17 protein-coding genes and 1 pseudogene are annotated in these 22,064 nt (G+C 42.2%); 11 read left to right on the top strand and 7 right to left on the bottom strand.

What is annotated here, in order from left to right; translation table 11 throughout:
- Positions 1-136 (top strand): annotated as a pseudogene (locus tag ABKW31_RS19175) (transposase); the annotation flags it as partial.
- 465 nt (positions 137-601) lie between these two features.
- On the opposite strand, the gene ABKW31_RS19170 reads toward ABKW31_RS19175, so the two are convergent.
- Positions 602-1,522, bottom strand: coding sequence for a diguanylate cyclase (locus ABKW31_RS19170; RefSeq protein WP_348618202.1), 921 nt, complete (start codon positions 1,520-1,522; stop codon positions 602-604).
- Between the two features lie 191 nt (positions 1,523-1,713).
- On the opposite strand from ABKW31_RS19170, the gene pxpA reads away from it, so the two are divergent.
- The 3 genes from pxpA to ABKW31_RS19155 are packed head-to-tail and all read left to right on the top strand — an operon-like array spanning position 1,714 to position 4,137.
- Positions 1,714-2,508 carry a 5-oxoprolinase subunit PxpA gene (gene pxpA, locus ABKW31_RS19165; RefSeq protein WP_348618201.1) on the top strand — a complete coding sequence of 265 codons (795 nt, stop codon included), beginning with the start codon at positions 1,714-1,716 and terminating at the stop codon, positions 2,506-2,508.
- Entirely contained in the window at positions 2,501-3,196 is a 696-nt protein-coding gene (gene pxpB, locus ABKW31_RS19160; RefSeq protein WP_348618200.1) for a 5-oxoprolinase subunit PxpB, read from the top strand. The genes pxpA and pxpB overlap by 8 nt, the downstream gene beginning before the upstream one ends.
- Positions 3,193-4,137 (top strand): biotin-dependent carboxyltransferase family protein, encoded by a 945-nt coding sequence (locus ABKW31_RS19155; RefSeq protein WP_348618199.1) that lies wholly within the window; start codon positions 3,193-3,195, stop codon positions 4,135-4,137. The genes pxpB and ABKW31_RS19155 overlap by 4 nt, the downstream gene beginning before the upstream one ends.
- A 20-nt stretch (positions 4,138-4,157) precedes the next feature.
- Here the strand turns inward: ABKW31_RS19155 and ABKW31_RS19150 are convergent, their stop codons facing one another.
- Positions 4,158-4,907 carry a GntR family transcriptional regulator gene (locus tag ABKW31_RS19150; protein ID WP_348618198.1) on the bottom strand — a complete coding sequence of 250 codons (750 nt, stop codon included), beginning with the start codon at positions 4,905-4,907 and terminating at the stop codon, positions 4,158-4,160.
- Positions 4,908-5,159: 252 nt separating this feature from the next.
- Between ABKW31_RS19150 and ABKW31_RS19145 the strand changes: the two genes are divergently transcribed.
- From ABKW31_RS19145 to ABKW31_RS19125, 5 genes are all read left to right on the top strand, one after another.
- Positions 5,160-7,235, top strand: a complete 2,076-nt coding sequence (locus ABKW31_RS19145; RefSeq protein WP_348618197.1) for a TIM-barrel domain-containing protein — start codon at positions 5,160-5,162, stop codon at positions 7,233-7,235.
- 31 nt (positions 7,236-7,266) lie between these two features.
- Entirely contained in the window at positions 7,267-7,782 is a 516-nt protein-coding gene (locus ABKW31_RS19140; protein ID WP_348618196.1) for a TRAP transporter small permease, read from the top strand.
- Position 7,783: 1 nt separating this feature from the next.
- Positions 7,784-9,070 (top strand): TRAP transporter large permease, encoded by a 1,287-nt coding sequence (locus ABKW31_RS19135; protein ID WP_348618195.1) that lies wholly within the window; start codon positions 7,784-7,786, stop codon positions 9,068-9,070.
- A gap of 1 nt (position 9,071) precedes the next feature.
- The gene (gene dctP / locus ABKW31_RS19130) at positions 9,072-10,115 is read left to right on the top strand and encodes a TRAP transporter substrate-binding protein DctP (protein ID WP_348618194.1); all 1,044 of its coding nucleotides are present in this window, start codon (positions 9,072-9,074) and stop codon (positions 10,113-10,115) included.
- A gap of 232 nt (positions 10,116-10,347) precedes the next feature.
- Complete coding sequence (locus tag ABKW31_RS19125) at positions 10,348-12,711, top strand: TonB-dependent receptor (protein ID WP_348618193.1); 2,364 nt, start codon at positions 10,348-10,350, stop codon at positions 12,709-12,711.
- Between the two features lie 634 nt (positions 12,712-13,345).
- On the opposite strand, the gene ABKW31_RS19120 is transcribed toward ABKW31_RS19125, so the two are convergent.
- Positions 13,346-15,427 carry an EAL domain-containing protein gene (locus ABKW31_RS19120; protein WP_348618192.1) on the bottom strand — a complete coding sequence of 694 codons (2,082 nt, stop codon included), beginning with the start codon at positions 15,425-15,427 and terminating at the stop codon, positions 13,346-13,348.
- A gap of 424 nt (positions 15,428-15,851) precedes the next feature.
- Entirely contained in the window at positions 15,852-16,313 is a 462-nt protein-coding gene (locus ABKW31_RS19115; RefSeq protein WP_348618191.1) for a CHRD domain-containing protein, read from the bottom strand.
- Between the two features lie 365 nt (positions 16,314-16,678).
- On the opposite strand from ABKW31_RS19115, the gene ABKW31_RS19110 reads away from it, so the two are divergent.
- On the top strand, positions 16,679-17,488 hold the full coding sequence (locus ABKW31_RS19110) for an alpha/beta hydrolase (protein WP_348618190.1): 810 nt from the start codon (positions 16,679-16,681) through the stop codon (positions 17,486-17,488).
- On the top strand, positions 17,485-18,381 hold the full coding sequence (locus tag ABKW31_RS19105) for a sensor domain-containing diguanylate cyclase (RefSeq protein ID WP_348618189.1): 897 nt from the start codon (positions 17,485-17,487) through the stop codon (positions 18,379-18,381). Before ABKW31_RS19110 ends, ABKW31_RS19105 begins: the two co-directional genes overlap by 4 nt.
- Before the next feature lie 481 nt (positions 18,382-18,862).
- Here ABKW31_RS19105 and ABKW31_RS19100 read toward each other — a convergent pair whose 3' ends face one another.
- The 3 genes from ABKW31_RS19100 to ABKW31_RS19090 all read right to left on the bottom strand — a co-directional run bounded on the left by ABKW31_RS19100 (position 18,863) and on the right by ABKW31_RS19090 (position 21,869).
- Positions 18,863-19,840 (bottom strand): putative sulfate exporter family transporter, encoded by a 978-nt coding sequence (locus ABKW31_RS19100; protein WP_348618203.1) that lies wholly within the window; start codon positions 19,838-19,840, stop codon positions 18,863-18,865.
- 65 nt (positions 19,841-19,905) lie between these two features.
- Positions 19,906-20,895, bottom strand: coding sequence for a TauD/TfdA family dioxygenase (locus ABKW31_RS19095; protein ID WP_348618187.1), 990 nt, complete (start codon positions 20,893-20,895; stop codon positions 19,906-19,908).
- A gap of 8 nt (positions 20,896-20,903) precedes the next feature.
- Positions 20,904-21,869: an aldo/keto reductase gene (locus ABKW31_RS19090; protein WP_348618186.1), complete on the bottom strand. Its 966-nt coding sequence runs from the start codon at positions 21,867-21,869 to the stop codon at positions 20,904-20,906.
- Positions 21,870-22,064: the final 195 nt, after the last annotated feature.

Here is a 22,064-nt window from a genome sequence, read left to right as displayed (position 1 = left end):
CTTAACCACAGAGTTTGAAAAGCACTTCAGCAGGGCAGTGGGTAGCGAGCAGATGCTGCAACAATACAAAAATAATATCCACCATCAACGCATACGAGGCATGAGTCAGGCTAAAGCCTTATTAAAACGCGCCTAAGCTGAATAACATCCTACAAAAAGCATAGCAACACCAAGTTGTTCAACAAGGCTGTCCGACATTTACCCAAAAGCCCGAAATCTAGCCTTACCTGCGATTTCTTAAACCAAATCAGCCTTTTCTAATACGCAAACTGGGCATTCCGGCCAATTCTTTTTAATTTTGTGAGATCTTGGAGAAAATATGCGCTCTGCCTTTTTATTATGGCTGTCTAAGTTTCTTCGTATTTTCCGTTTTGTAGGCTAGTGGCGGTGCGGTGAGATAAATTGCCTCTTTCCGACCTGTCGATTACTCTTTCTTGTAAGCTTTAACGTTCAAACGTGAGGAGTGTAGAAACGAAGTTGTTTTGAGATATAGGATGCTCTGGCTTAGTAAGGCGGCTTAGATAATAGCCTGTTTCTGCGTTAATAATATAAATTATTACAGAGGTTTAGGTCGCTTTTTGAGTTAAACTTGTGTTAATCATTATTGCCCTAAAATAACTTTATTGCGCCCAGAGTTTTTGGCTTGGTAGAGGGCAACGTCAGCGCGTTTGTATATTGATTCAAATTTAACTAGGGCTGCAGGGATCGCGATACCTATTGATACGGTAATTGTGATGTCGTGTCCTTCAACTGCAATTTTGTGTTGCATTATTTTTGTCCGAATTCTTTCGGCTACCTCGACTGCCGTTTGGCTGTCGGTTTCTGACAAAAAGATACCAAATTCTTCACCACCCAGCCGACCAAATGTGTCGTAATCTCTAAGTAGGGTTTTGATTAGTTGAGACATAGAAATTAATACGGTGTCACCTGCTTGATGTCCATAGGTATCATTAACGTGTTTAAAATAATCAATATCAAGTACGAGAAAGGCCATGTTTGCCTTTATTCTGCTACAACGACTTATTTCTGCATTGACCGATTCGATAAAGCTGCGACGATTTGCTATTTGCGTAAGTTCGTCGGTTAAGGCTAACGTCCGCAGTTTGCTTGATTTAGCAGATAATTTAAATTCAATGTTTTTTTGCGCAGTGATGTCTCTGGCTTGGAACAACATTTCGCCACTGGCTAATATTTGCTCTGATACTAAAAACCAACGACCATCAAGCAAGTCAATTTCAAACACTCTAAATTCTTGGCTTCGTCTTTTAGTCATGGCCATCGCTAGCCATTCTTCTATATCGTCAGAATCAATTTTAATACCTTTTTGGGTTGAAAAGGCATGTCTAATAATATCACTGAAATGAAGATGGATGAATTTATTAGGTGAACTGCCAAATAATGTCGCAAAGGCTTGGTTACAACCAAGCAAATTGTCATCACGGTTGAAAATGCCATAACCTTCAGTACTCGTGGCCAAAAACTTGCCAATATGTTTGACTAATTCAGTTAAGCTACGATTCATTGATTACCCTTTATCTGGCTAGCTTATTTATTGTCTTTTGCTAAACGCTCAAAAGTGAAGCTGACTAAGTATAACGAGTATTCACAGAACTAAGATACATTTGTAAAAAGTTTGTTCAACTACTGATAAGGTTCAGCAATAAACAGCTCGACCTTGGTTTTTTTTTGCTTTCATGGGAATATTTTTAATATGTGCAACAAGTATCAAGGAGCATCGTAATAAAAACTAAGCGATATGTAGATATTAATTGTGATCTAGGCGAAGGCCAAAGTTTAGCTTCGTGCGCGCAAGATGCCTTGATAATGCCTTATATTTCTCGTTGTAATATTGCCTGTGGAGGACATGCAGGTAATCGCTTGACGATGCAGTCTACCTTGCGCAATGCTCGGTCTCATGGCCTTATTTGTGGCGCGCATCCAGGCTACGCAGATAAAGCAAATTTTGGACGCACTTCATTATCGATTTCTATATCAGAGCTAATCGAAAGCCTAGTGGTACAAATATCTGAACTACAGCAGCAGGCCAATGACCTTGCCGTTAATTTAAGCCATATTAAATTGCACGGTGCGCTCTACAATGATGCTGAAAAATCGCCGGAACTGGCCTCTAAAATCTGCCAGATGTTAGCGTCGATTTTTCCACACTTGATGGTTTTAGGCCTGCCGCAAGGAGCTATGCAAAGTGCCGCTCAACATCATGGCTTGGTGTTTTTACGGGAAGGTTTTATGGACCGAGCTTATTTGGCTAACGGACAGTTAGCCGCGCGTTCTAAAGTTGGATCCGTATATGAAAATATTGAACAATGTATTGCTCAGGTTATGTCACTGTTAAACGGTGACGCATTTATCACCTTCGACAATCAACCATTAGAATTGCAAGTTGATAGTATTTGTTTGCATGGTGACAGCAACATTGCAGTTGATCTTGCACGCCGCTTAAAGACGCATTTGAATGAGCAAAATTGGATGATAGCCTGCAGTGAGTAAATTAAGTTATCAAATAGTGGCTAACGGCGATGCAGCTGTCAGTATCTTGTTAACTGCACCAGTAAATGAAGAATTATCGCGGCAAATCCAGTGGTTAGCCAGATTTCTTAGCACGGAACTGGCCGAGGTTATCACCGATATAATTCCGGCCTATCAAAGTTTAACCCTGTGTTATGTGCCCACTAAGGGCAATCATCAACAAATGCTAGATGTGCTTGCTACGGTATTCAAAAATGACATACCGCAAGATGAATATGAATCACAGTTAATTACTATCCCTGTATGCTATGACAAGATCTATGCTCCTGATATGGACGCTCTGGCAACAGCTAAAGGTTTGAGTAGGCAAGAGGTAATCGAACTGCATAGCAACACCGATTATCTGCTGCATATGTTAGGTTTTTCTCCTGGTTTTTTATATTTAGGTGGTCTAAACCCACTGTTGGTCTATCCGCGTAAGGCGATCCCCAGTGCAAGAGTACCGGCCGGTAGCGTCGGTATTGGTGGTGATCAAACGGGCATATACCCCCAAGAAACACCCGGTGGCTGGCATATTATTGGTCGAACGCCCATTAGTTTGTTTAATCCAAATTTGGCCTCCCCCTGTATTGCGCAGCCTTTAGATAAAGTGCGCTTTAAACCCATCAATAGCAGTGAATTTTTAGCCTTAAGTGAGGCGTATGCATGAGCATTGAGGTGATTAAACCGGGTTTACAATCTTCAATTCAAGACAGAGGACGCACTGGTTACATGCACTTGGGCGTCGCCAAAGGTGGTGCCATGGATCCTTTATCAATGACACTGGCTAACTGGTTGGTGGGCAATGCACCAACTAATCCTGTGCTTGAAATATGTTTATTGGGCCCTACTTTGCGATTTGAACAAGCGGTATCAGTGGCAGTGAGCGGTGCTAAATTTGAGCTTGAAGTGTACAACAAAGAAGGCGTCCGCTCAGCAGTAAACGTCAACCAAACGATTCAACTGAACTCAGGGGATACCTTGGCTTTTGGTAAGCGTTTACAAGGTGCTAGAGCCTATATGGCCGTAGCTGCGACCTTTAATTACAGTGCCGTGCTAGGCAGTTGTGCCACGCATATCTCTGCTAAATTCGCAGGCCTTGAGGGCAGGGCATTGCAAGCAGGTGATCAGCTATCTGTCAGTCAGTGTGAAGTAAGAGAAACTCGCAATTTACCCTCTCACATGACCCAGCAATACAGTGGTAATTATATTTTGCGCTGTGTCCCGAGTGTCGAAACCACTGACTTTAGCTCAGAACAACTGTCTGACTTTTATGCAACAAGCTATTTATTGCGCAGTGACTCAAATCGGATGGGCTTACGTTTTGACGCTGAGCCTTTAGATATGAAGCATATGGACGAGATGGTATCTAGTGGCTTAAGCCAAGGAAGTGTGCAGTTACCATCATCCGGCTTACCCATTATTTCAAGTGTTGATGGCCAAACTATTGGGGGCTATCCGCGCATCGCCAATGTGATCAGTGCTGACTTATTTGCATTAGGCCAACTGGTCGCTGGAGATAAAGTGAATTTCTGCTTAGTGAGCCTAGAGCAAGCCCACGACATTTATGCCAGTCAACAAAGGCAATTAGCGCCGTATTTAGACGCTTAATTAATGGGATTGGTATAAGCCTAATTGAGTTTAACTAAATAGTGATACTTGTCGCTACGACAACGGCTAATACGAAATTCCATGGCTTTACCATTCAGTGAATGGGCCGTGCGTTGCACACTAAGAACAGGCTCACCTCTTTTAATACCAAGTAACTCTACATCACTTTGATTGGCGATGTCCGCTTTAATCGCATCTTCTGTGCTGTGTACCGTTAAGTTAAAGTGAGTTTGATAAAAGTGGTACAGGGTATGCGGGATATCCGTCATGTCCAACAACTCTTTAAAGTAAACATGGGGCAAATAAATGGTTTCTGCAATACAGTATTCGCCATTAAGAATGCGCCTGCGGCGCATGACGATCACTTTATCTTTTTTATTTAATTCTAAGGCCACGCTCACTAAGGCCTCGGCGGTTTGAGTTTCGATTGACAAAAGTTCCGCCTTGGGCAGCTCTGGATTTTTACCGTCTGCAATGATGGGGAAAAAGCGAAACAAACCATTTTGTGCGGTATGCTCAGAAACAAAGGTACCGACACCTTGTTTGCGCATTAATACTTTGGTGTCGGTTAAACTATTTAGGGCCTTACGCATAGTGCCTTGGCTGACGTTTAATTCTGCCGCTAACTGAAATTCGTTTGGCAACATGTCACCCGGTTTCCAGCGTTGTTCAACAATTAATTGTTTAACGTGTTCCTCAACCTGCTTGTAAAGTGGTTTAAAAACTGGTCCTGTGCTACTAAGTTTATTATCAAAACGAATTTCTTTCATATTTTAAACTGCTAGGTTAACCACGTTTGAAATCAAGACCTTCAGGATAGTTATTCATTAGGTCTTATACAATATTTGTTTTAGCTTCAATGTATAACAAAGTCATTTCACTTTGTCATCTGAAGTTCGTTGACAATTTTTTAACACTGCTATAACTTATGTCTTATATAAGATTGGCTATATGGCTTCGCCCTAGCTGTAAAAATATTTTACTAAATCAGGCACAAGCGATTTAAAAGAAAGGTAATAGAGATGCTCGACTACAGTGCCCCAAATTGGAACTACGTAAAACAACTTGAAGTAAGCGGCAAGGCTTTAGTCAGTCATAGTGAACATTGCGTTACTCTTTCTACCTCTGAAGGATTATTAAGCCTTGAGTTTTATGCCATTGGTATGCGCTTACGCATCGGTGCACCCAGCGATAATCACTACGCTATGTTGCAAACCTTACCTGACACTCTGCCTTGCAAACTCATTGAACAAGATGAGCATATTGAGATTAAAAGTGGTCAGTGGCAATTTCGTTGTCAAAAACAGCCTTTTGCTTTTACCTTGCATCACGGTGATAAGTTAATTCAGCGCACGCCCAATGATGGCCACTTTGTTCGTCAGTACCGTTTACCACCCATGGCAAAAACGGCAAAGGGCTGGTTGTTTAGTTTTGATTTGGCGCCAGAAGAGCCTGTCTATGGCCTCGGAGAAAAATGGGGTAGTTTGAATAAACGTGGGCAACTGCTGCGCTCTTTTAACCATGATGCCCTTGGGGTAAATGCAGAGATTTCATATAAAAACACGCCATTTTGCTGGAGTCCACAAGGCTGGGGAGCCTTTGTCCATACGCCATCACCCGTCACCCATGCTGTTGGTTATGCGCCTTGGTCGAATCGTGGTTACAGCATATTGGTCGAAGACAGTGAATTAGACTTATTTATTTTGCAAGGCGACCAGCCACAAAGCATTATTGAACATTACACTCAGCTTACTGGTAAGGCACCAGTGCCACCATTTTGGAGCTTAGGAGTGATATTATCTAAAGCCTATTATCGTGATGTGCCCGAGTTACTCGCTACCGCTAAAGCAGTGCGTGAGCATCACATGCCTTGTGATGTGATTACCCTCGATGGCCGTGCTTGGCAAGATACGGATACCCGTTTTGCGTTTGAGTGGGATCCTAAACGTTATCCTGACCCCGCGGCGGTTATTGCCCAGTTAAAAGCCCAGAATTTTAAAATTTGTATCTGGGAATATCCTCTAGTGTCAGTGGCCAATCCTTTGTTTGCTGAAATGGCGAGCAAAGGCTGGTTATTAAAAGATAAACGCACGGGCGAGGCCTACCGCTATCAATGGGATATGAGCGCCTTTGCAGAGGTTCTCACACCTTTACCAGAATCCGGCATTGTTGATTTTACTCATCCAGAAGCCTTTGACTTTTGGTTAGAGTCACACAAACCCTTGTTTGATCTGGGTATTGATATGATCAAAGCCGACTTTGGTGAGCAGGTAGAAGATGACAATATGCTGGCTTCTAACGGTGATTCAGGACTGCGTCTGCACAATATCTACAGCTTATTGTATAACCGCTGTGTGTATCAAGCAGCGCAAAAATACTGCAAGTCGGGACCTTTTTTATTCAGTCGCTCAGCGTGGATAGGTTCGCAATTATATCCCAGCCAATGGGGCGGTGATCCACAGGCTGATTGGGGTGGATTAGTGGGCAGTATTCGCGGCGCTTTATCGTGGGGCATGTCTGGTGCACCGTATTTTGCTACTGATATCGGCGGTTTTTACAAAGATAAGCGTGATCCAGAACTCTTTGTACGTTGGTCACAAACGGCAGTATTTTCCGCTCACATGCGTTTACATGGCATTGGCCAACGAGAACCCTGGAGTTATGGTGCTCAAGCTGAAGAGGCGGTCAATATTGCCTTAAAGCTCCGATATAAACTGCTGCCTTATATTTACCAAACCATGCAACAAGCCAGTGAGACGGGTTTACCCCTTATGCGTGCCATGGCCTTAGCCTTTCCAAATGATCGTTTAAGTTGGGGCTTTGAATTACAGTTTATGTTTGGTGACAGTCTGCTGGTGGTACCTTGTGTCACACCAGGTGGCCAAGTAGAGTTTTATTTACCCGAGGGTGAATGGTTAAGTTTTAGTGATAAGCAGGTATTTGCTGGTGGTAAAATACATCACTTGACTTTGGACTGGAACGAGGTGGCCGTATTTGTTAAGCAAGGCCATGATCTACCCATAGGACCTGAAGTAGAGCATACCGAACAACTCGATAACCAACCGGTTATTAGCCATTATTGGAGCAGCCAAGCGTGAATCGAGTTTCTATTTTAACGGAGCCCTTTGCTTGTTAGCCTCGCTGCAAGGAGCTTTGGCTAAACTTAACTATGGTATAAGCCATGTGGGAAAAAGTATTGCCGGTGTGCTACTGGCCTTGATGCTGGCGATGATCATTGCTCAAGTTGTTTTTCGTTATGGTTTTAATAATTCATTAGGCTGGACCGAAGAGCTTGCTAAGTTTTTTATGGTCTGGATCGCTTGTTTAGTGGCACCTTGGGCTTATCGTGAAAATCTTAATGTATCCATCGAATTGTTTGCTGATGCCTTACCTAGCGCCTTACTCAAAATCAGTAATCTCATCATTTCACTATTAGTGCTGTTGATTAGTAGTATTTTTTTATTACAAAGCCTCGATTTTGTGCAAGGTGGTTGGCAAATTTATGCTTCTTCTTTGCCGATCAAACTCGCTTATTTTTACTTGTGTACGCCTTTTGTTTTTGGCTCAATCTGTTTGGTGGCAATAGAAAAATTGCTCGAGCAACTAATCAGCCTATTTCATTCATCCAACCAGCGCGAGATGTAATATGTCATTAAGTTATTTTTGGGTGTTCATCTTATTACTAACCGCCGGCACCCCTGTGGTGTTTGCTCTGCTAATTGGCCCTGGTGTGAGTTTGCTAATTGATGGTAATGAAGTGTTTTTCTCGGCCTTATTGACGCGTCTTTATTCAGGTATGAATTCGTTCCCACTGATGGCAGTACCGTTTTTTATCTTAGCCGGCGAATTAATGAATCAAGGCGGGATCACGCAGTCCATCGTTAGGTTCAGCCAAACTCTTATTGGCCACTACCGCGGTGGTTTGGCACAAGTAAATATATTGTCGTCGGTGTTGTTTGCTGGTTTGTCGGGGTCAGCAGTGGCAGATACCTCGGCACTGGGCAAAATGCTGATCCCAGCCATGGAACAAAATGGCTATAGTCGGCGATTTGCCGCAGCGATTACTGCCGCGTCTTCCGTTATCGGGCCAATCATTCCGCCTTCTGGCATTATGATTTTGTATGCTTTTATTATGAATGTGTCTGTGGCAGGTATGTTTTTAGCCGGTATTGTGCCGGGCATTATGATTTGTATTGGCTTGATGATGGTGACCAGTCGTATTGCTAAAAAACGTAACTATCCAGTGGCCAATGTAAAAGCCACTTGGTATGAGCGTGGCAGTGCCTTAAAAAGCTCGTTTTTACCCCTGTTAACCCCGGTTATTCTATTGGGTGGTATTGTACTTGGGGTATTTACCCCAACTGAAGCGGCCGCGGTTGCTGCAGGCTATGCCCTAGTTATCACCTTATTTTTTACTAAAACGCTGAACCCTAAAAGTTTGCCTAGTATCTTGGTTAACTCGGCGATTCAGTCCGGCACTATCTTATTATTGGTTGGTTCTGCAGTGACCTTTGCTTGGATTATTACGGTCTCCGGTATGGCTGATACTATGGCGCAAAACATCATTGGATTAACTGATAACGTGTTGTTATTACTGTTAATTATTAACTTGTTTTTGTTTGCCATTGGTATGTTTCTCGACGCTGGACCCGCCATTTTAATTTTAGGGCCGGTGTTAGCGCCTATCTTTATCGCCTTAGGCATAGATCCACTGCATTTCGCGGTGATTATGTGTGTCAACTTAACGGTGGGTTTAGCAACGCCACCTATGGGTTTAGTGTTGTTTGTGGCAGCCTCGGTGTCGGGCGAAAAAACCGAAAACATCGCCATTGAAATGCTGCCGTTTTTAGCGGTAGAAGCCTTGGTGATCTTCCTTATTACGTATTTTCCAGTACTGACAATGACCTTGCCACGCTGGTTTGGGTTTGCTTGATATGCCAATGAAACGCAAAGTACTCCTGTTTTTGTATGCCACTGTGGTCGTGGTATGTGCCATCGGTTTATTTAATAGCACCACAAACCGGGCAGAATTTACTATCAAAGCCTCTATTCAAGCCTCCACCCAAGATGAAGATTATATTGGCCTACTTGCACTAAAACACTATGTTGAACAGCAAAGTAATGGGCGAGTTGAAGTACAACTTTATCCCTCTGGGCAGTTTTGTGGCAGTGTGCCTGAATGTATTGGTAATTTGCAAAAAGGTGTACTGGAGTTATTCCCTAGTACAGCCGGTGGCACAGGTAATTTCTTCAGTCCAGCCCAGGTGATTGATTTGCCTTATGTCTTTAGTGATGATCAACAGGCAGAGTGCGTGTTAGCCGGTCCATTAATGGATGAAATGCGTCAACAAGTTTTACAACAAGGTTTGAATTTACGTTTGCTGGGTGTATCAAATACCGGTGGCTGGCGAAATTTTGCCACTACGAATAAAGCGATCCATACTCCCAAAGATTTAAAAGGGCTGAAGATAAGAACGACTCCAGCTGATATTCAGCAGGAGCTGGTGCGGCAGTTGGGTGCAAACCCAACACCGATTTCGTGGGCAGAGTTGTATACGGCATTGGCAACAGGCGTGGTTGAAGGCAGTAAAAACGGTATTCAAGACATTATTGGCGCTAAATTAGAAGAGCATCTTAAATACGTCATATTAGATGGTCACTCTTATATGGCTACATTATGGTGGTTTTCAGAACCAGTATGGCAAAGTTTACCAACCGATATTCAACAAATTGTGCTTGATGGTTTTCAGTTACAGGTAAATGCCGCCAACCAATACGTCAAAGATCAACAGGATAATTCTTATCGGCTTTTTGAAGCGGCCGGCGGTACTATTTATCGCCCCTCGGTGGCTGAAAAACAAGCTTTTATCGATGCCAGTAGCCATATGCGCCCTTGGTTTGCCGAGCGTTTTGGCAATAATTGGTTAGATTTATTGGATAAAGCAGTGGCTCAATGTCCCGCTAACTCCGCCTCCTAAACACATCGTCCTTCCACCACTAATACCAAGTAATAATTAACTTAACAAAATAATTGCAATTAGTTTACAAATTGGTTAGCTTATCTTTTGTCTTATATAAGACAAAAGATAAGAGATACAGTTTAAAAACTATCTCAGCCAAGGCCAGATGCATGAGACATTCACCTGATGGGCTGCTGCGGGATAACGGGACAACACGACACAACAAAAAAGACAATGTCTGGAGCACACTATGCGATTCACACTCAGTAGATTAAATAGCAGCATTACTGCTGCGTTAGCCATTTCAAGCTACGTGGCTTTAAGCGCCGCGGCAGTTGCCCAGGAAGCCCCTAAAGAAGATCAGGGCTTACTAGAAAAAATCACGGTGACAGCACAAAAGCGTGTTGAGAATCTAAACGAAGTACCCGTAGCCGTGTCAGTGTTACGTGAAGATCAAATTAATGCGGCTTTTGCCTCTAATATCGAAGGTTTGCAAGCCTTAGTACCTTCAGTCAGTTTTCGAAAAGGTAATACTAACCGTAACTCAGCCATTACTATTCGTGGTATTGGTACAATTTCCTTCAGTGTAGCCGCTGAACCCAGCGTTTCAACGGTTGTCGACGGCGTAGTTCTGGGTCGTTCTGGCCAAGCATTTGTTGATTTATATGACCTTGAAAGAATAGAAGTATTACGTGGTCCACAAGGCACCTTGTTTGGTAAAAATGCTTCAGCGGGTGTGGTTAATATCACCACCAAAAAACCAACAGTCGGTTTTGAAGGTAATGCCGAAATAAGTTTATATCAAGATAATGAATACCGCCTAAAAACCAGTGTTTCAGGCGAACTAAGCGATAATGCTCAGGGCAGTCTCACTGTCTTAAAATCGCAATTTGACGGCTATATTAAAAATGTTCACACCAATGAAATGACCAACGGTTATGACAAAGAAGGCATTCGTGCCATGTTGAACTATGAAGCCCCCGGCGATACGGAAATGTTGTTTATTTTCGAAAACATGAAATCCAATGATAATTGCTGTGCTGACTTAGAATTAACTCCAAGTGGCCGTCATCCTAATTCTGAAGCCTTACCAAATAGCAGTGGCTCGGCAGACTTTGATCTTGAACAACGTCAAATTGATCATGATTTTGAAACTCGCACTATTGACGAGACAACTGGCTTTTCACTACAAATAAGTAAACCAATCGGCACTCATGAGTTTACCTCAATTACGGCTTATCGTAGCTGGGATAACACTGAATTACGCGAAGGTGATTTTACCTCCATCGGTGGCACACAGCCTATCCCAACGGGCACTTTTTTGTTGCACGATACCGGTATTCAAAATTGGAAACAAACCTCACAAGAGTTCCGTTTCGCATCGCCAACAGGTAACGATCTAGAATATCAAGTGGGCTTTTTCTGGTGGCAACAACAGTCTGAGCGTAACTTTACCCGTGACGCTAGTTGTTCTGGTAATTTAACCAGTACTATACAAAATTACATGGTTGACAAACTTGGCCAAGCATCGGCCACAGCAGACCAGGCTAATCAATTCATTGCTGACAATTTGTTGTCCTGTAACCGCAACGACATTGTTAGCGCGACCGCTTATATGAATACTGAGTTTAATAACTGGGCCGTGTTTGCTGACGGCAAGTATCATGTCAATGATGACCTGCGCTTACTCTTTGGCATGCGTTACACCGATGATGAAGTGAGCTTCGATCACAATCGTTATAATAATGACGAATACGGTCGCGGTGGGATTGGTGTACGTGATTTTGCGACTAATTTTGACGGTAAAACCGATGAAACTAATGTATCCATTAAGCTAGGTGCGCAGTTTGATTTAAGTAAAGACAGCATGGTGTACGCCACTTACTCGCAAGGTTATAAAGGACCAGCGTTTAACGTGTTTTACAATATGAATAACAACGATACCTTACCGATTGGCAAAGAATCTTCTGATGCTTACGAGCTAGGGTATAAATATGCCAGTCGTGACATCATCGTCACAACCGCTATTTTCCGTACTGAAATTGACGGTTTTCAAGCCAATAACTCAGAATTGTTGGATGGCGTAACTATTACTCGACTAACGAATGCGGGTTCAGTGATTACCCAAGGTATTGAAGCCGATGTATTATGGCAAGTGTCTGAGAGTTTTACCTTGTCAGGTGGTTTTGCCAGCGTAAAAGCTGAGGTAGATGAGTTTTTATGTCCAGTAGGCTCAGCCACCTGTGATGGTCGTTCTGGTGCAGACTTACCGTTCTCTCCTGATTTGAAATATTCAGTAGTAGGTGAGTACATCTGGGAATTGGCTGACATGAACGTCATTCTTAATAGCTCCTACGTATACACCGATGAAATCTTTGCTGGTGCACCCGGTGCAACTGCAGCGAGCAACCCAGAGGCCTTATTGCCAGACTATGGCATATTGAACGCCAGTTTAGCGTTCTCCTTTGACGATGATGCGTATCGTATGACCCTGATTGCTAAAAACTTGACGGACGAAAGCTTTATCACAACGTATTCAGGTGACGGCTTCCGTTATCAAATCCCCCGTGATGCCGATCGTTATTTCGGTGTGCAGTTCAAAGCCCGTTTCTAAACAATTTTTTGTGTGTAACCTGTTAGGCGCCGTAAGGCGCCTTTTTTTATTGGCGAATACCTATTTTTTGTCGCACTGTAAGTAACCTGTATTGTCCCCCAACGAAGCGGTGAGTCGGGAAAAATTCCCCTTGTTGATAAAAAAGCCATTGAAGTCAAATTTACCCATTGTGTTTGCTAGGCATGATAGGGCCTTCCGTAGGAGCTGCTTTAGCTGCGAACAAAAAGCAAATAAATACCAGCAAAAACAACTTCACCCCAAAGGCCAACTAGTAAGAGACAAACTAGGTCAGATTGCAGTCATAGGCTCTAGAATCAAGCAAACGTTGAGATACGGGTATTGCAGTCAAATTTACCCTTTGTGGTTGCTAGGCATTATAGGGCCTTCCGTAGGAGCTGCTTTAGCTGCGAACAAAAAGCAAATAAATACCAGCAAAAACAACTTCACCACAAAGGCCAACTAGCAAAAAAAAAACTAGGTCAGATTGCAGTTATAGGCTCTAGAATCAAGCAAACGTTGAGATACGGGTATTGCAGTCAAATTTACCCTTTGTGGTTGCTAGGCAAATAATAGGGCCTCTCGTAGGAGCTGCTTTAGCTGCGAACAAAAACTGAATAGATACCAACAAAGGCAACTATTTATAAAAATGAGCTGATAAATCCAATAGTTGTTTTGCAGGTATAGGTTTACTTAGATAATACCCTTGCACAAAGTTACAGTCTAATTCTGCAAGGAGAGTAAGTTGCTCTTTGGTCTCAACCCCTTCAGCAACCACCGATAAGCCTAAACTATGTGACATGGCAATGGTGGCTTTAACTAAGTTGCAATCTGCTTTGTTGGACGTAATACCATGAATAAAACTTCGATCTATTTTCAAAATATCAAATGGATATTGTCTTAAATAACTCAGCGATGAATAACCAGTACCAAAATCATCCATTGCTAACTTTATGCCCAGTTCATTAATTTCAGCTAGGGCTTCATGTACATAAGACTGTCCACTCATTAATAAACCCTCAGTTATCTCGAGGTGAAAATTTTCAGGGGAAACACCGGTATCATTAAGAGTATCTTTGATAAAACTAAGTAGTTCCGCATCCCTAAATTGACGGGGGGATAAATTGACTGAAATTATGTAAGGTTGTTGCCCGATTGTTTGCCATTCCTTCAATAAGCTTAGTGCTTGTTCAATCACAAATTTACCAATGGGTACAATGAGTCCAGTATGCTCAGCAATCGGAATAAACTCATCTGGCGTGACATTGCCTAGGGAAGCATTATGCCAACGTAATAAGGCTTCTGCGCCAATTACTTTGCCGTTTTTAACATCAAATTGAGGCTGATAATATATTTCAAATTCGTTTCGGGCCAAAGCACCGTGCATTTGTTCTTCAATGTCTAAACGGCGTTGCATAATGATATTCATTTCCTGAGTAAAAAATGAATAGGTATTACGGCCTAAGGATTTTGCTTGATACATCGCCGTATCCGCATTTCGTAATAAATCAGAAGCACTAGTGCCATCCTCGGGGAAGATAGCCACGCCAATACTGATGGTAAGTATTAATTCTCGTCCATCAATTTTAAAAGGCTCTCTAAACGTTTTAAGTAAACTTTCAGCAACGGCTAAGGCATTTTGATCAGCGCTTAGGCCACTCAACAAAACAATAAACTCATCCCCACCCAATCGGCCAACTGTATCTTCTTGACGTAATACTTGCTGTAATCTACTGGCGGCCTCTATTAAAAGGTTATCGCCTATTTCATGGCCTAATGAGTCATTAACTTTTTTGAAATCGTCTATATCAAGAAAAAATACAGCGCTTTTCTCATTGTTTCTTTTAGCTTCAATCAACATTTGCGATAAACGGTCGAGTGCTAGAAAACGATTAGGTAAGGAGGTTAAGCTATCAAAATAAGCTTGATGGCGAATCATTTCAGCTGATTTGTATTGCTCGGAAATATCACGAATGATGGTGACTATTTGATTATATTTAGTTAGATGGCTTATGCGTGCCTCAAAATATTTCAAGCCTTGGGGCATATTCAGGTGATATTCAAAACTTAGCATCTCTGTTTGTTGCACTATTTTAGCCAGCAGGACTTTAAATTTACTTGCCACTTCCTCTGGCAGTATATCAACTACATTTTTACCAATGAATTGCTCTGGTGTAACATAAAGGCTCTGTTCATTACCCGCATGATAATCGATGATTGTTCCATCAACTTCCATCAAGAAAAATAAATCGGGTATCGCCTTGAATATAGTTTCAAGCATGTGCTGTTTAAATATAGCTTGAGCTTGAGCTTTTCTTACATCAGTTAAATCAACATCGATACAGTACATTTGTTTGGTATTAAATTGATTGGTGAACATGACATGGCTTGAAAATACACTTACATCATTGCCCTGTTTATCGCATAAGGTGATTTCTGATGCTGGGATTTCTATGTCGTGCTTTATCCAGTCAGAATGGGCCGCAACAACTAACTCACGGATAGGCTTAGGTATGATAAGGTCTTCGAGCTTTTGGCCTGTTGCCTCTTCTTTACTATAGCCATAAAGTAACTCGCTACCTTCATTCCAATAGATAACGCGCCGCTGTTCATCATAACCCTGCACGGAAATGGCATTCACCTCATCAAACAATTGATGCAGTGGATCATTGATAACATATTGGTGGATTAACATATTATCAACTTTGCTTGATTTCATATTACGCGAGTTCCAAAATTCAATGACCTTAGCTTAATAATAGGCCTAAATAAATAAATTAACACCTTTAAACTGAATTGAAATTAAGTGATTAATATCAATTTGTTAAGCTAAATTAACTAAGAGCTTGTAGGTAAATATATTTCGATATCGTTTGATACATTGCTGAATAGTCATGAATCTTTATCAGTTGTAGTCTTCGGCTAATTTTAAACCCTTTTCACAGTCATTAATACTAGCATTCCAAATCCCTTATAAAAAGGGGACATCTCTAGCCCAAGGACTTCCAAGGATAGTCACCTATCCAATCAAATAATTGCCGCAGATTTATTAATCAGTGCCCTAAAGTAGGGTGTTCATAAAATAAAAAGCCATACTAAATAAGTATGGCTTTTGGTGAAATAATCGATGGGCTTTGGGCGGGTTAAGCGCGGCGGCGGGCCAATAATAAAGAGGGTACAGTTAGCAATAACAGTAATAATGCTCCTGGTGCCGACACCAATACTTGCTGACTAATTTGGCCTCGAATTTCGCCACCGGGAAAAGCAGCTGTATGGATGTTGATGTACCACAGTCCGGCCAGTAAATCTGAGGCTTGTCCCGCCGTTAATGTCGCGTTGCCTATGGCTGGGTTTATCCCAAAATTAATCGGTACTTGTACTCCGGCATTCTGCGCAGATGTTGCCGGGCCATGAAAGTGTGCAGCAGTCACAATATTCAAACCACTCCAACTAACCGTCCAAGAAAAGTCATTAGTCACGTCGTCAAGCCACATGGTAGCTGAGCCCGTTGCTGCACTGCCGGTACCTATTCCCGCATTTGCTTGGGCGCCGTCTATATAGGCAGAAAAAGGAATTAAGCTTGCTTTAGCTGGAGCTATAGTCATAACAGCCATTAGAACTATTAACTGTAAAAAGCTGGGTATTTTAGCGTATCTGAACATCGTGTTTAGCCTCTGGTAAACTCATTTTAGACATCACCTGTACTGCTTTTAGGTCTTCAAGTGGTTATCGCTTGAGTCAAGTTAAGTTAAAAAAAGTGCCCAAATTGGGCATGCTGTGTAACGGATGATTTTACGCATATTCTACGCCATTAATATAATGTTGATTGATTTCAATAGCATGTAGAACGGGCTTAAAAATAAACTCAACCCTATGTAAAAAATGTCGACAGTCAATAGCTGTCAAAAGCTTTACTTTTAGGTATATACTTCTGCATTGTTTCAAGGGCAATGAACTATTAAAAGCAGATATGGATAAGGTATTACTTCGCAATAACGTCAAAATGTCGGGTAGAAAAGATGCGACAACTTTGATGCTTGCTCATGGCTTCGGCTGTGATCAGAATATGTGGCGTTTTATGCTGCCAGAATTGGAAAAACACTTTCAAGTTGTCTTATTTGATTATGTCGGTTCTGGAAATTCAGTGTTAAGCGATTATTCAATAGACAAATACTCAAGCCTAGAGGGTTATGCAGAGGATATCGTTGATATTATTGGCGCATTGCAGTTAAGCAAGGTGACTATTATTGGACACTCTGTGAGCTCAATTATTGCCTCAATTGCCTCTCTTCATCAGCCTGAAATAATTGAGAATATTATAATGGTCTGCCCCTCACCTTGTTTCCTAAATAAACCACCGGATTACCAAGGTGGTTTTGAACAGAGTGACTTGGAAGAGTTATTTGACATAATGGATAAAAACTATATTGGTTGGGCAAATTATTTGGCACCGCTAGTGATGGGTGGCTCGCAATCACCAGAACTTATAGGTGAGCTATCGGGGAGTTTTTGTAGCACCGATCCAATCGTGGCAAAGACCTTCGCCAAAGCGACGTTTTTTTCTGATTATCGAGCTATTTTAAAAGATATAAAAAGCTCTGTTTTGATCCTACAAAGCGCCTCTGACGCACTAGCAAATTTGCATGTAGGTCAATATATGGCTGAGAATATCGTCAATAGTGAACTTGTTGTAATTAATGCCGAAGGCCACTGTCTGCACATGACTAACCATAAGGAGATACTACCCATTATTCTGGGCTTCCTTGAGTATAATCAATGACCATCAACAGCAGGGTGGATTTAAATGACTTTTGTTCTGGGCATTTCATTGTTAATCAAAATAGAACCATTATTTTTTGCAACACTTATATCACTGACTTAAGTGGCTTACCTAATGAACAACTGCTCAATACACCCTTAGCTAATTGTTTTACAAAAGCCTCTAATATCTTCATTGATAGTTATATTTTTCCACTTTTACTGACCGAATCAGTCGTTCAAGAAAGTCAGATGAATTGGCTAGGGAAAGACGGTAAGGCTATACCTGTTGTTGCCAACATTAAACTAGGTCAAGGTGGTAAATCTTTTTGGTCACTGGCGGTAGGTACTAATCGCGATAAGCTTCAAAGTGAATTGATCAATGCAAAAAATAAACTAGAAGAACAGTCTCAAGCCTTATTTCTACTAGCGACAACCGATCCGCTTACGGGTTTATTGAACCGCCGCGAACTCTTGGTTCAAGCTGATAGAATTGCTCACTTAGTTGCCAGAAATTCTTCTACATTTGCTTTGCTGTCTATCGATGTTGATTTTTTTAAAGGTATTAATGATACACATGGTCATCAAGCCGGCGATAAGGTACTGCAGAACCTTGCGAAGATACTTACTCAGGAGCGCCGAACCGATGATTTAGTTGCCAGAGTGGGCGGTGAAGAGTTTGTATTAGTATTGCCCAACATGGATCAGGAAAATGCCTTTCGATTTGCAGAAAAGCTTAGAAAAAAAATCGAATGTGAGTCAATCGACAATCTCAATATCACGGTGAGCATTGGTTTGGTGGTCAGCCATAAAGATGTGCAAAAAGAATTTGAAGTGTTGTTAAATTCATCTGATCAAGCCCTCTACGAGGCTAAAAGACAGGGACGAAATAGGACCATTGTTGTACCTATTTAAATCCAGGTATATCTGCTTCCTTGCGGCAGGAGATAATAAATAAAATTAACTGAGTTGAATTTTTAACCTACCCTTTTAGGGAATATAAAACAGCCGAATCGATTGAAGGGCTGACGATTGCGCTTAGCTAACACAGCGTTCATGGAGTAAAAATCCCCCCCCCTTGTTTTTTCTATTATGTAGGAGCTGCTTTAGCTGCGAACCTGCGAACCTGCGAACTCGCTAACCAGCAACCACAAATTAAAGATGCATATTGCTCGTGAAATTATCATTAAAAGTTGATTGAGCTTTTTGTAGAAGTTTGCTCCCCAACGGAGTTGTTAGCTGCGAACCTGCTAACCAGTGCGGTTCGAAAGGGTTATTATTAACTGCGAAAAATCAACCGACAATAAAACAGCTGTTAGATATCAAAAATCACTGACCTAAGTCCTCCAGCTCAAACTCTGTTTGGCTAGAAAATCTAGCACATAGCAGCTAGTAGTTAGGCCAAGTAGGGCAAACTCAAGAGTATCAAGCCTGCAATCCATAAGGTTTCAATAACCAATAATAAGATAGGTTTGATGCCGACCGTAAGCAGTCTGCGTAGATTCGATTTCATTCCGATGGCTGTGATTGATACCACTAGGGCAAAGCGCGATAGCTCACTGGCACTGCTGGTGACTAATTCAGGCAGTTCGACCAAGCTATTGATGGTCATCAGCACGGCGAAAGCAATTAAGAAGCCCGGAACGCCGGGTGATTTGGCATTCACTAAATCAGAGCCGTTGGATTTTTTGACGTTTAATTTGATCACCAGCAAAATGCACAGAACTACTGGCATTAAATAAGCAACACGCACTAATTTAGTTAAGGTAGCTAAGTCGCCGGTTTGTTCAGACACCGAATAACCCGCACCAACCACCTGAGCAACATCATGAATAGTGCCACCTAAAAAGATACTGGTACTGGTAGGGTCGAGTTCAAGCAGGCCTGCTATGATGGGGTAAACGACCATGGCAATAGTTGATAATGCCGTGACGCCAACGATGGTGAGTATGGTGTCCCGTTCCTTTTCCGGGCTATCGGGCAAAACTGCCGAAATGGCCATGGCCGCAGAAGCGCCACAAATACCAACAGCACCGCCGCTTAGCACTCCAAATCGCTTGCTCAAGCCAAAGGCTTTGGCTACTAACATACCAACAGCAATGGTACTCATAATGGCAATAATCAATACTAAGCCCGTTTTCCAGCCCAGAGCCGCTAAATCTCCAAAGGCAATACGTAAACCCAGCAGGGCAACACCAATTCGTAAGATATGGCAGGCGGTAAATTCAATACCTGCTTTGCATTTGGTGTCCTCATATAAAAACGATAAGGCGATACCCAAAAGTAAAGCAAAGAGCATGGCAGGTGCACCGTAATGCTCAGATAAAAATAGCGCTGCAAACCCAGTGATCATACTAACCACGATACCGGGCATTAATATTTTTAATTTTTCCACATCAACACCCAATAAAATCACGCGGGATTTAAAGCACTAATATTTTAGTCAATAGCGAGCACGACAAGTACTTGACGTTTACGTTCACCAGAATAAGGACGACGGCCATGCATCGCAATATAATTATCTACTAGCGCGACATCACCATCTTGCCAAGGCAAATCAAAGGTATAGTCCTCAGACAAGCTAACCATCAGTTCAAGAGCCGCCACTGGAATATGACTGTTGTCGCCAAAAGTAATCGCTTTGGATGGATTTTCTCTGACGCCTTTCCAGCCCATAAAAGCTGCAATTAGCTGATTGTAAAATACTTTTTGTCCCTGTCCGATATCAATAACCGCAGGTAAAATAGGTGTGGTAGCCCGTAAGCTGCCATCTTCTAACCAGGTCCAACTGTAACCCAGTTCGTGTAATTTTTTTTCTGCTTGTGCGGTATCACTGACATTTAATGTGCTTTTCCAGCTGCGCCCTTGACCAGAATTGACGTCATTTTCAGCGGGCATTTGAGTGGTGTACTTTAAACCTTTTGCAATAAACTGTTCGGCCCATTCGGGTTGCTGACGGGCAAACTCAGCAAATAACATATCTGAGCGGCAAAGAGGGGTTGCACCACCTTGCTCGGCGGCGGTTTTACAGAAGAAAAATAGTTTGCTGGGGGATATAGGTGTTTGCGCCATTTCATGATGCAAAAATATTTCAACTTCTTTAGGCGCTTCGTTAGCGGTAAATACCCGTTCGGTAAAATTAATTCTTACCGCATTGGATAAAGACTCTTTATAGGTAAAATTCGGATAAGCAAAGGCTTTGGAAAATTCATCAAAGGTTTCGGCTGAATCTAATGGAAAACCGCGGAACAGTATCGCACCGGTCTCACGCAACTTTATTTCCAGTTCGGGCAGGTGGCGTTTAATCCATGCATCGCATTGGGCCAACGTAGTAACACTACCATCATTTACGATCACACTAGGAAATACCGAGTCGCCACAGCGCAGTTGTTTGGCGACGTCGACATAATTTATTGCTGATGTAGTCATGGTGTACCTCAATCGTAAATGGGATAAAATTTATTGAAGGCAGCTTCACAGAATTGTCCGGGATCATTAAATCTGCGGTTGCAGTTCAATTCATCAATTGCGGTCATTTCTGCTGAGGATAATTCAAAGTCAAAAATCGATAAGTTTTCAGCCAAACGCTCTGGGCGTGAGGTTTTTGGAATAATCGCATTACCCCGTTGAATGCCCCAGCGCAGAACAACTTGCGCTGGGGTTCGGTTTAAGCGTTTCGCGGCATCTTTCACGACGGCTTGTTCAAGCACAGATTCTTTAGCTCCGGCCATATCGAGTTCTAAATACGACAAGGCGCCCAGCGGAGAAAACGCGGTTACCTGAATATCATAACTGCGCGCCAACTTCATCAAACGTTGCTGGGTTAAATAGGGATGTGACTCAACTTGCAATACAGCGGGTTTAATTTTGGCATAGGACATTAAATCGTTGAGCAAACCGGTGTTGTAATTACACACACCAATTTTGTGGCTTAGACCTGCTTCTACTAAAGCTTCCATAGCTTGCCAAGTTTCATATAAAGGCACCGGAGCCGTTTCCATGCGAGGCTCAGCAGCCTTTGGATCAAAAATCCACTCGGGCGGATATCTGTCGTCAAAGTCAACATATGGCTGAGCGATAGGGAAGTGAATTAGATATAAGTCAACATAGTCTAATTGCAAGTCCTTTAGACTACGGCGCATGGCCGGTTCAACATGTTCTTTTTTATGAAAAGTATTCCATAGTTTAGACGTCACCCATAAGTCTTCTCGGCTGCACAGACCATCTGCAATAGCGCGTTTTATACCTTGGCCCACTTCTACTTCGTTACCATAATCACTGGCGCTGTCGAGATGGCGGTAGCCTGCTTTAATTGCGTTATATACTGCGTCGGCACAAATTTCTTTGGCTATTTTCCATAAGCCAAAGCCTACTTTTGGCATCATTTTGGTATTGCTAGACATAGAAATTTTCCTAATTGAATAAAGATGTGTCTTATATAAGACATAAGTTAAGTGAGTGTTAAGACTTTGTCAAATTTAACTTTCAGCACGGTATTACCGTCAGGCCAAGTTAGTAATGAGCGAGGTGTCTATATTAAGTGTGGGCGCGGTCGCGCTTGTTTGTGCTTCTCATCGTTATAAATATAATTTGAATTA

This window comes from Paraglaciecola sp. 25GB23A, from assembly GCF_040012495.1.
Classification (GTDB): domain Bacteria; phylum Pseudomonadota; class Gammaproteobacteria; order Enterobacterales; family Alteromonadaceae; genus Paraglaciecola.
This window is presented reverse-complemented; position numbering and strand designations above follow the sequence as displayed.

Coding starts and splice junctions, on each gene's coding strand:
- ABKW31_RS19150 (WP_348618198.1), bottom strand. CDS start 4,907: ATGAAAGAAATTCGTTTTGATAATAAACTTAGTAGCACAGGACCAGTT.
- ABKW31_RS19145 (WP_348618197.1), top strand. CDS start 5,160: ATGCTCGACTACAGTGCCCCAAATTGGAACTACGTAAAACAACTTGAA.
- ABKW31_RS19120 (WP_348618192.1), bottom strand. CDS start 15,427: ATGAAATCAAGCAAAGTTGATAATATGTTAATCCACCAATATGTTATC.
- dctP (WP_348618194.1), top strand. CDS start 9,072: ATGCCAATGAAACGCAAAGTACTCCTGTTTTTGTATGCCACTGTGGTC.
- ABKW31_RS19155 (WP_348618199.1), top strand. CDS start 3,193: ATGAGCATTGAGGTGATTAAACCGGGTTTACAATCTTCAATTCAAGAC.
- ABKW31_RS19090 (WP_348618186.1), bottom strand. CDS start 21,869: ATGTCTAGCAATACCAAAATGATGCCAAAAGTAGGCTTTGGCTTATGG.
- ABKW31_RS19110 (WP_348618190.1), top strand. CDS start 16,679: ATGGATAAGGTATTACTTCGCAATAACGTCAAAATGTCGGGTAGAAAA.
- ABKW31_RS19125 (WP_348618193.1), top strand. CDS start 10,348: ATGCGATTCACACTCAGTAGATTAAATAGCAGCATTACTGCTGCGTTA.
- ABKW31_RS19170 (WP_348618202.1), bottom strand. CDS start 1,522: ATGAATCGTAGCTTAACTGAATTAGTCAAACATATTGGCAAGTTTTTG.
- ABKW31_RS19115 (WP_348618191.1), bottom strand. CDS start 16,313: ATGACTATAGCTCCAGCTAAAGCAAGCTTAATTCCTTTTTCTGCCTAT.
- ABKW31_RS19100 (WP_348618203.1), bottom strand. CDS start 19,840: ATGCCCGGTATCGTGGTTAGTATGATCACTGGGTTTGCAGCGCTATTT.
- ABKW31_RS19135 (WP_348618195.1), top strand. CDS start 7,784: ATGTCATTAAGTTATTTTTGGGTGTTCATCTTATTACTAACCGCCGGC.
- ABKW31_RS19095 (WP_348618187.1), bottom strand. CDS start 20,895: ATGACTACATCAGCAATAAATTATGTCGACGTCGCCAAACAACTGCGC.
- ABKW31_RS19105 (WP_348618189.1), top strand. CDS start 17,485: ATGACCATCAACAGCAGGGTGGATTTAAATGACTTTTGTTCTGGGCAT.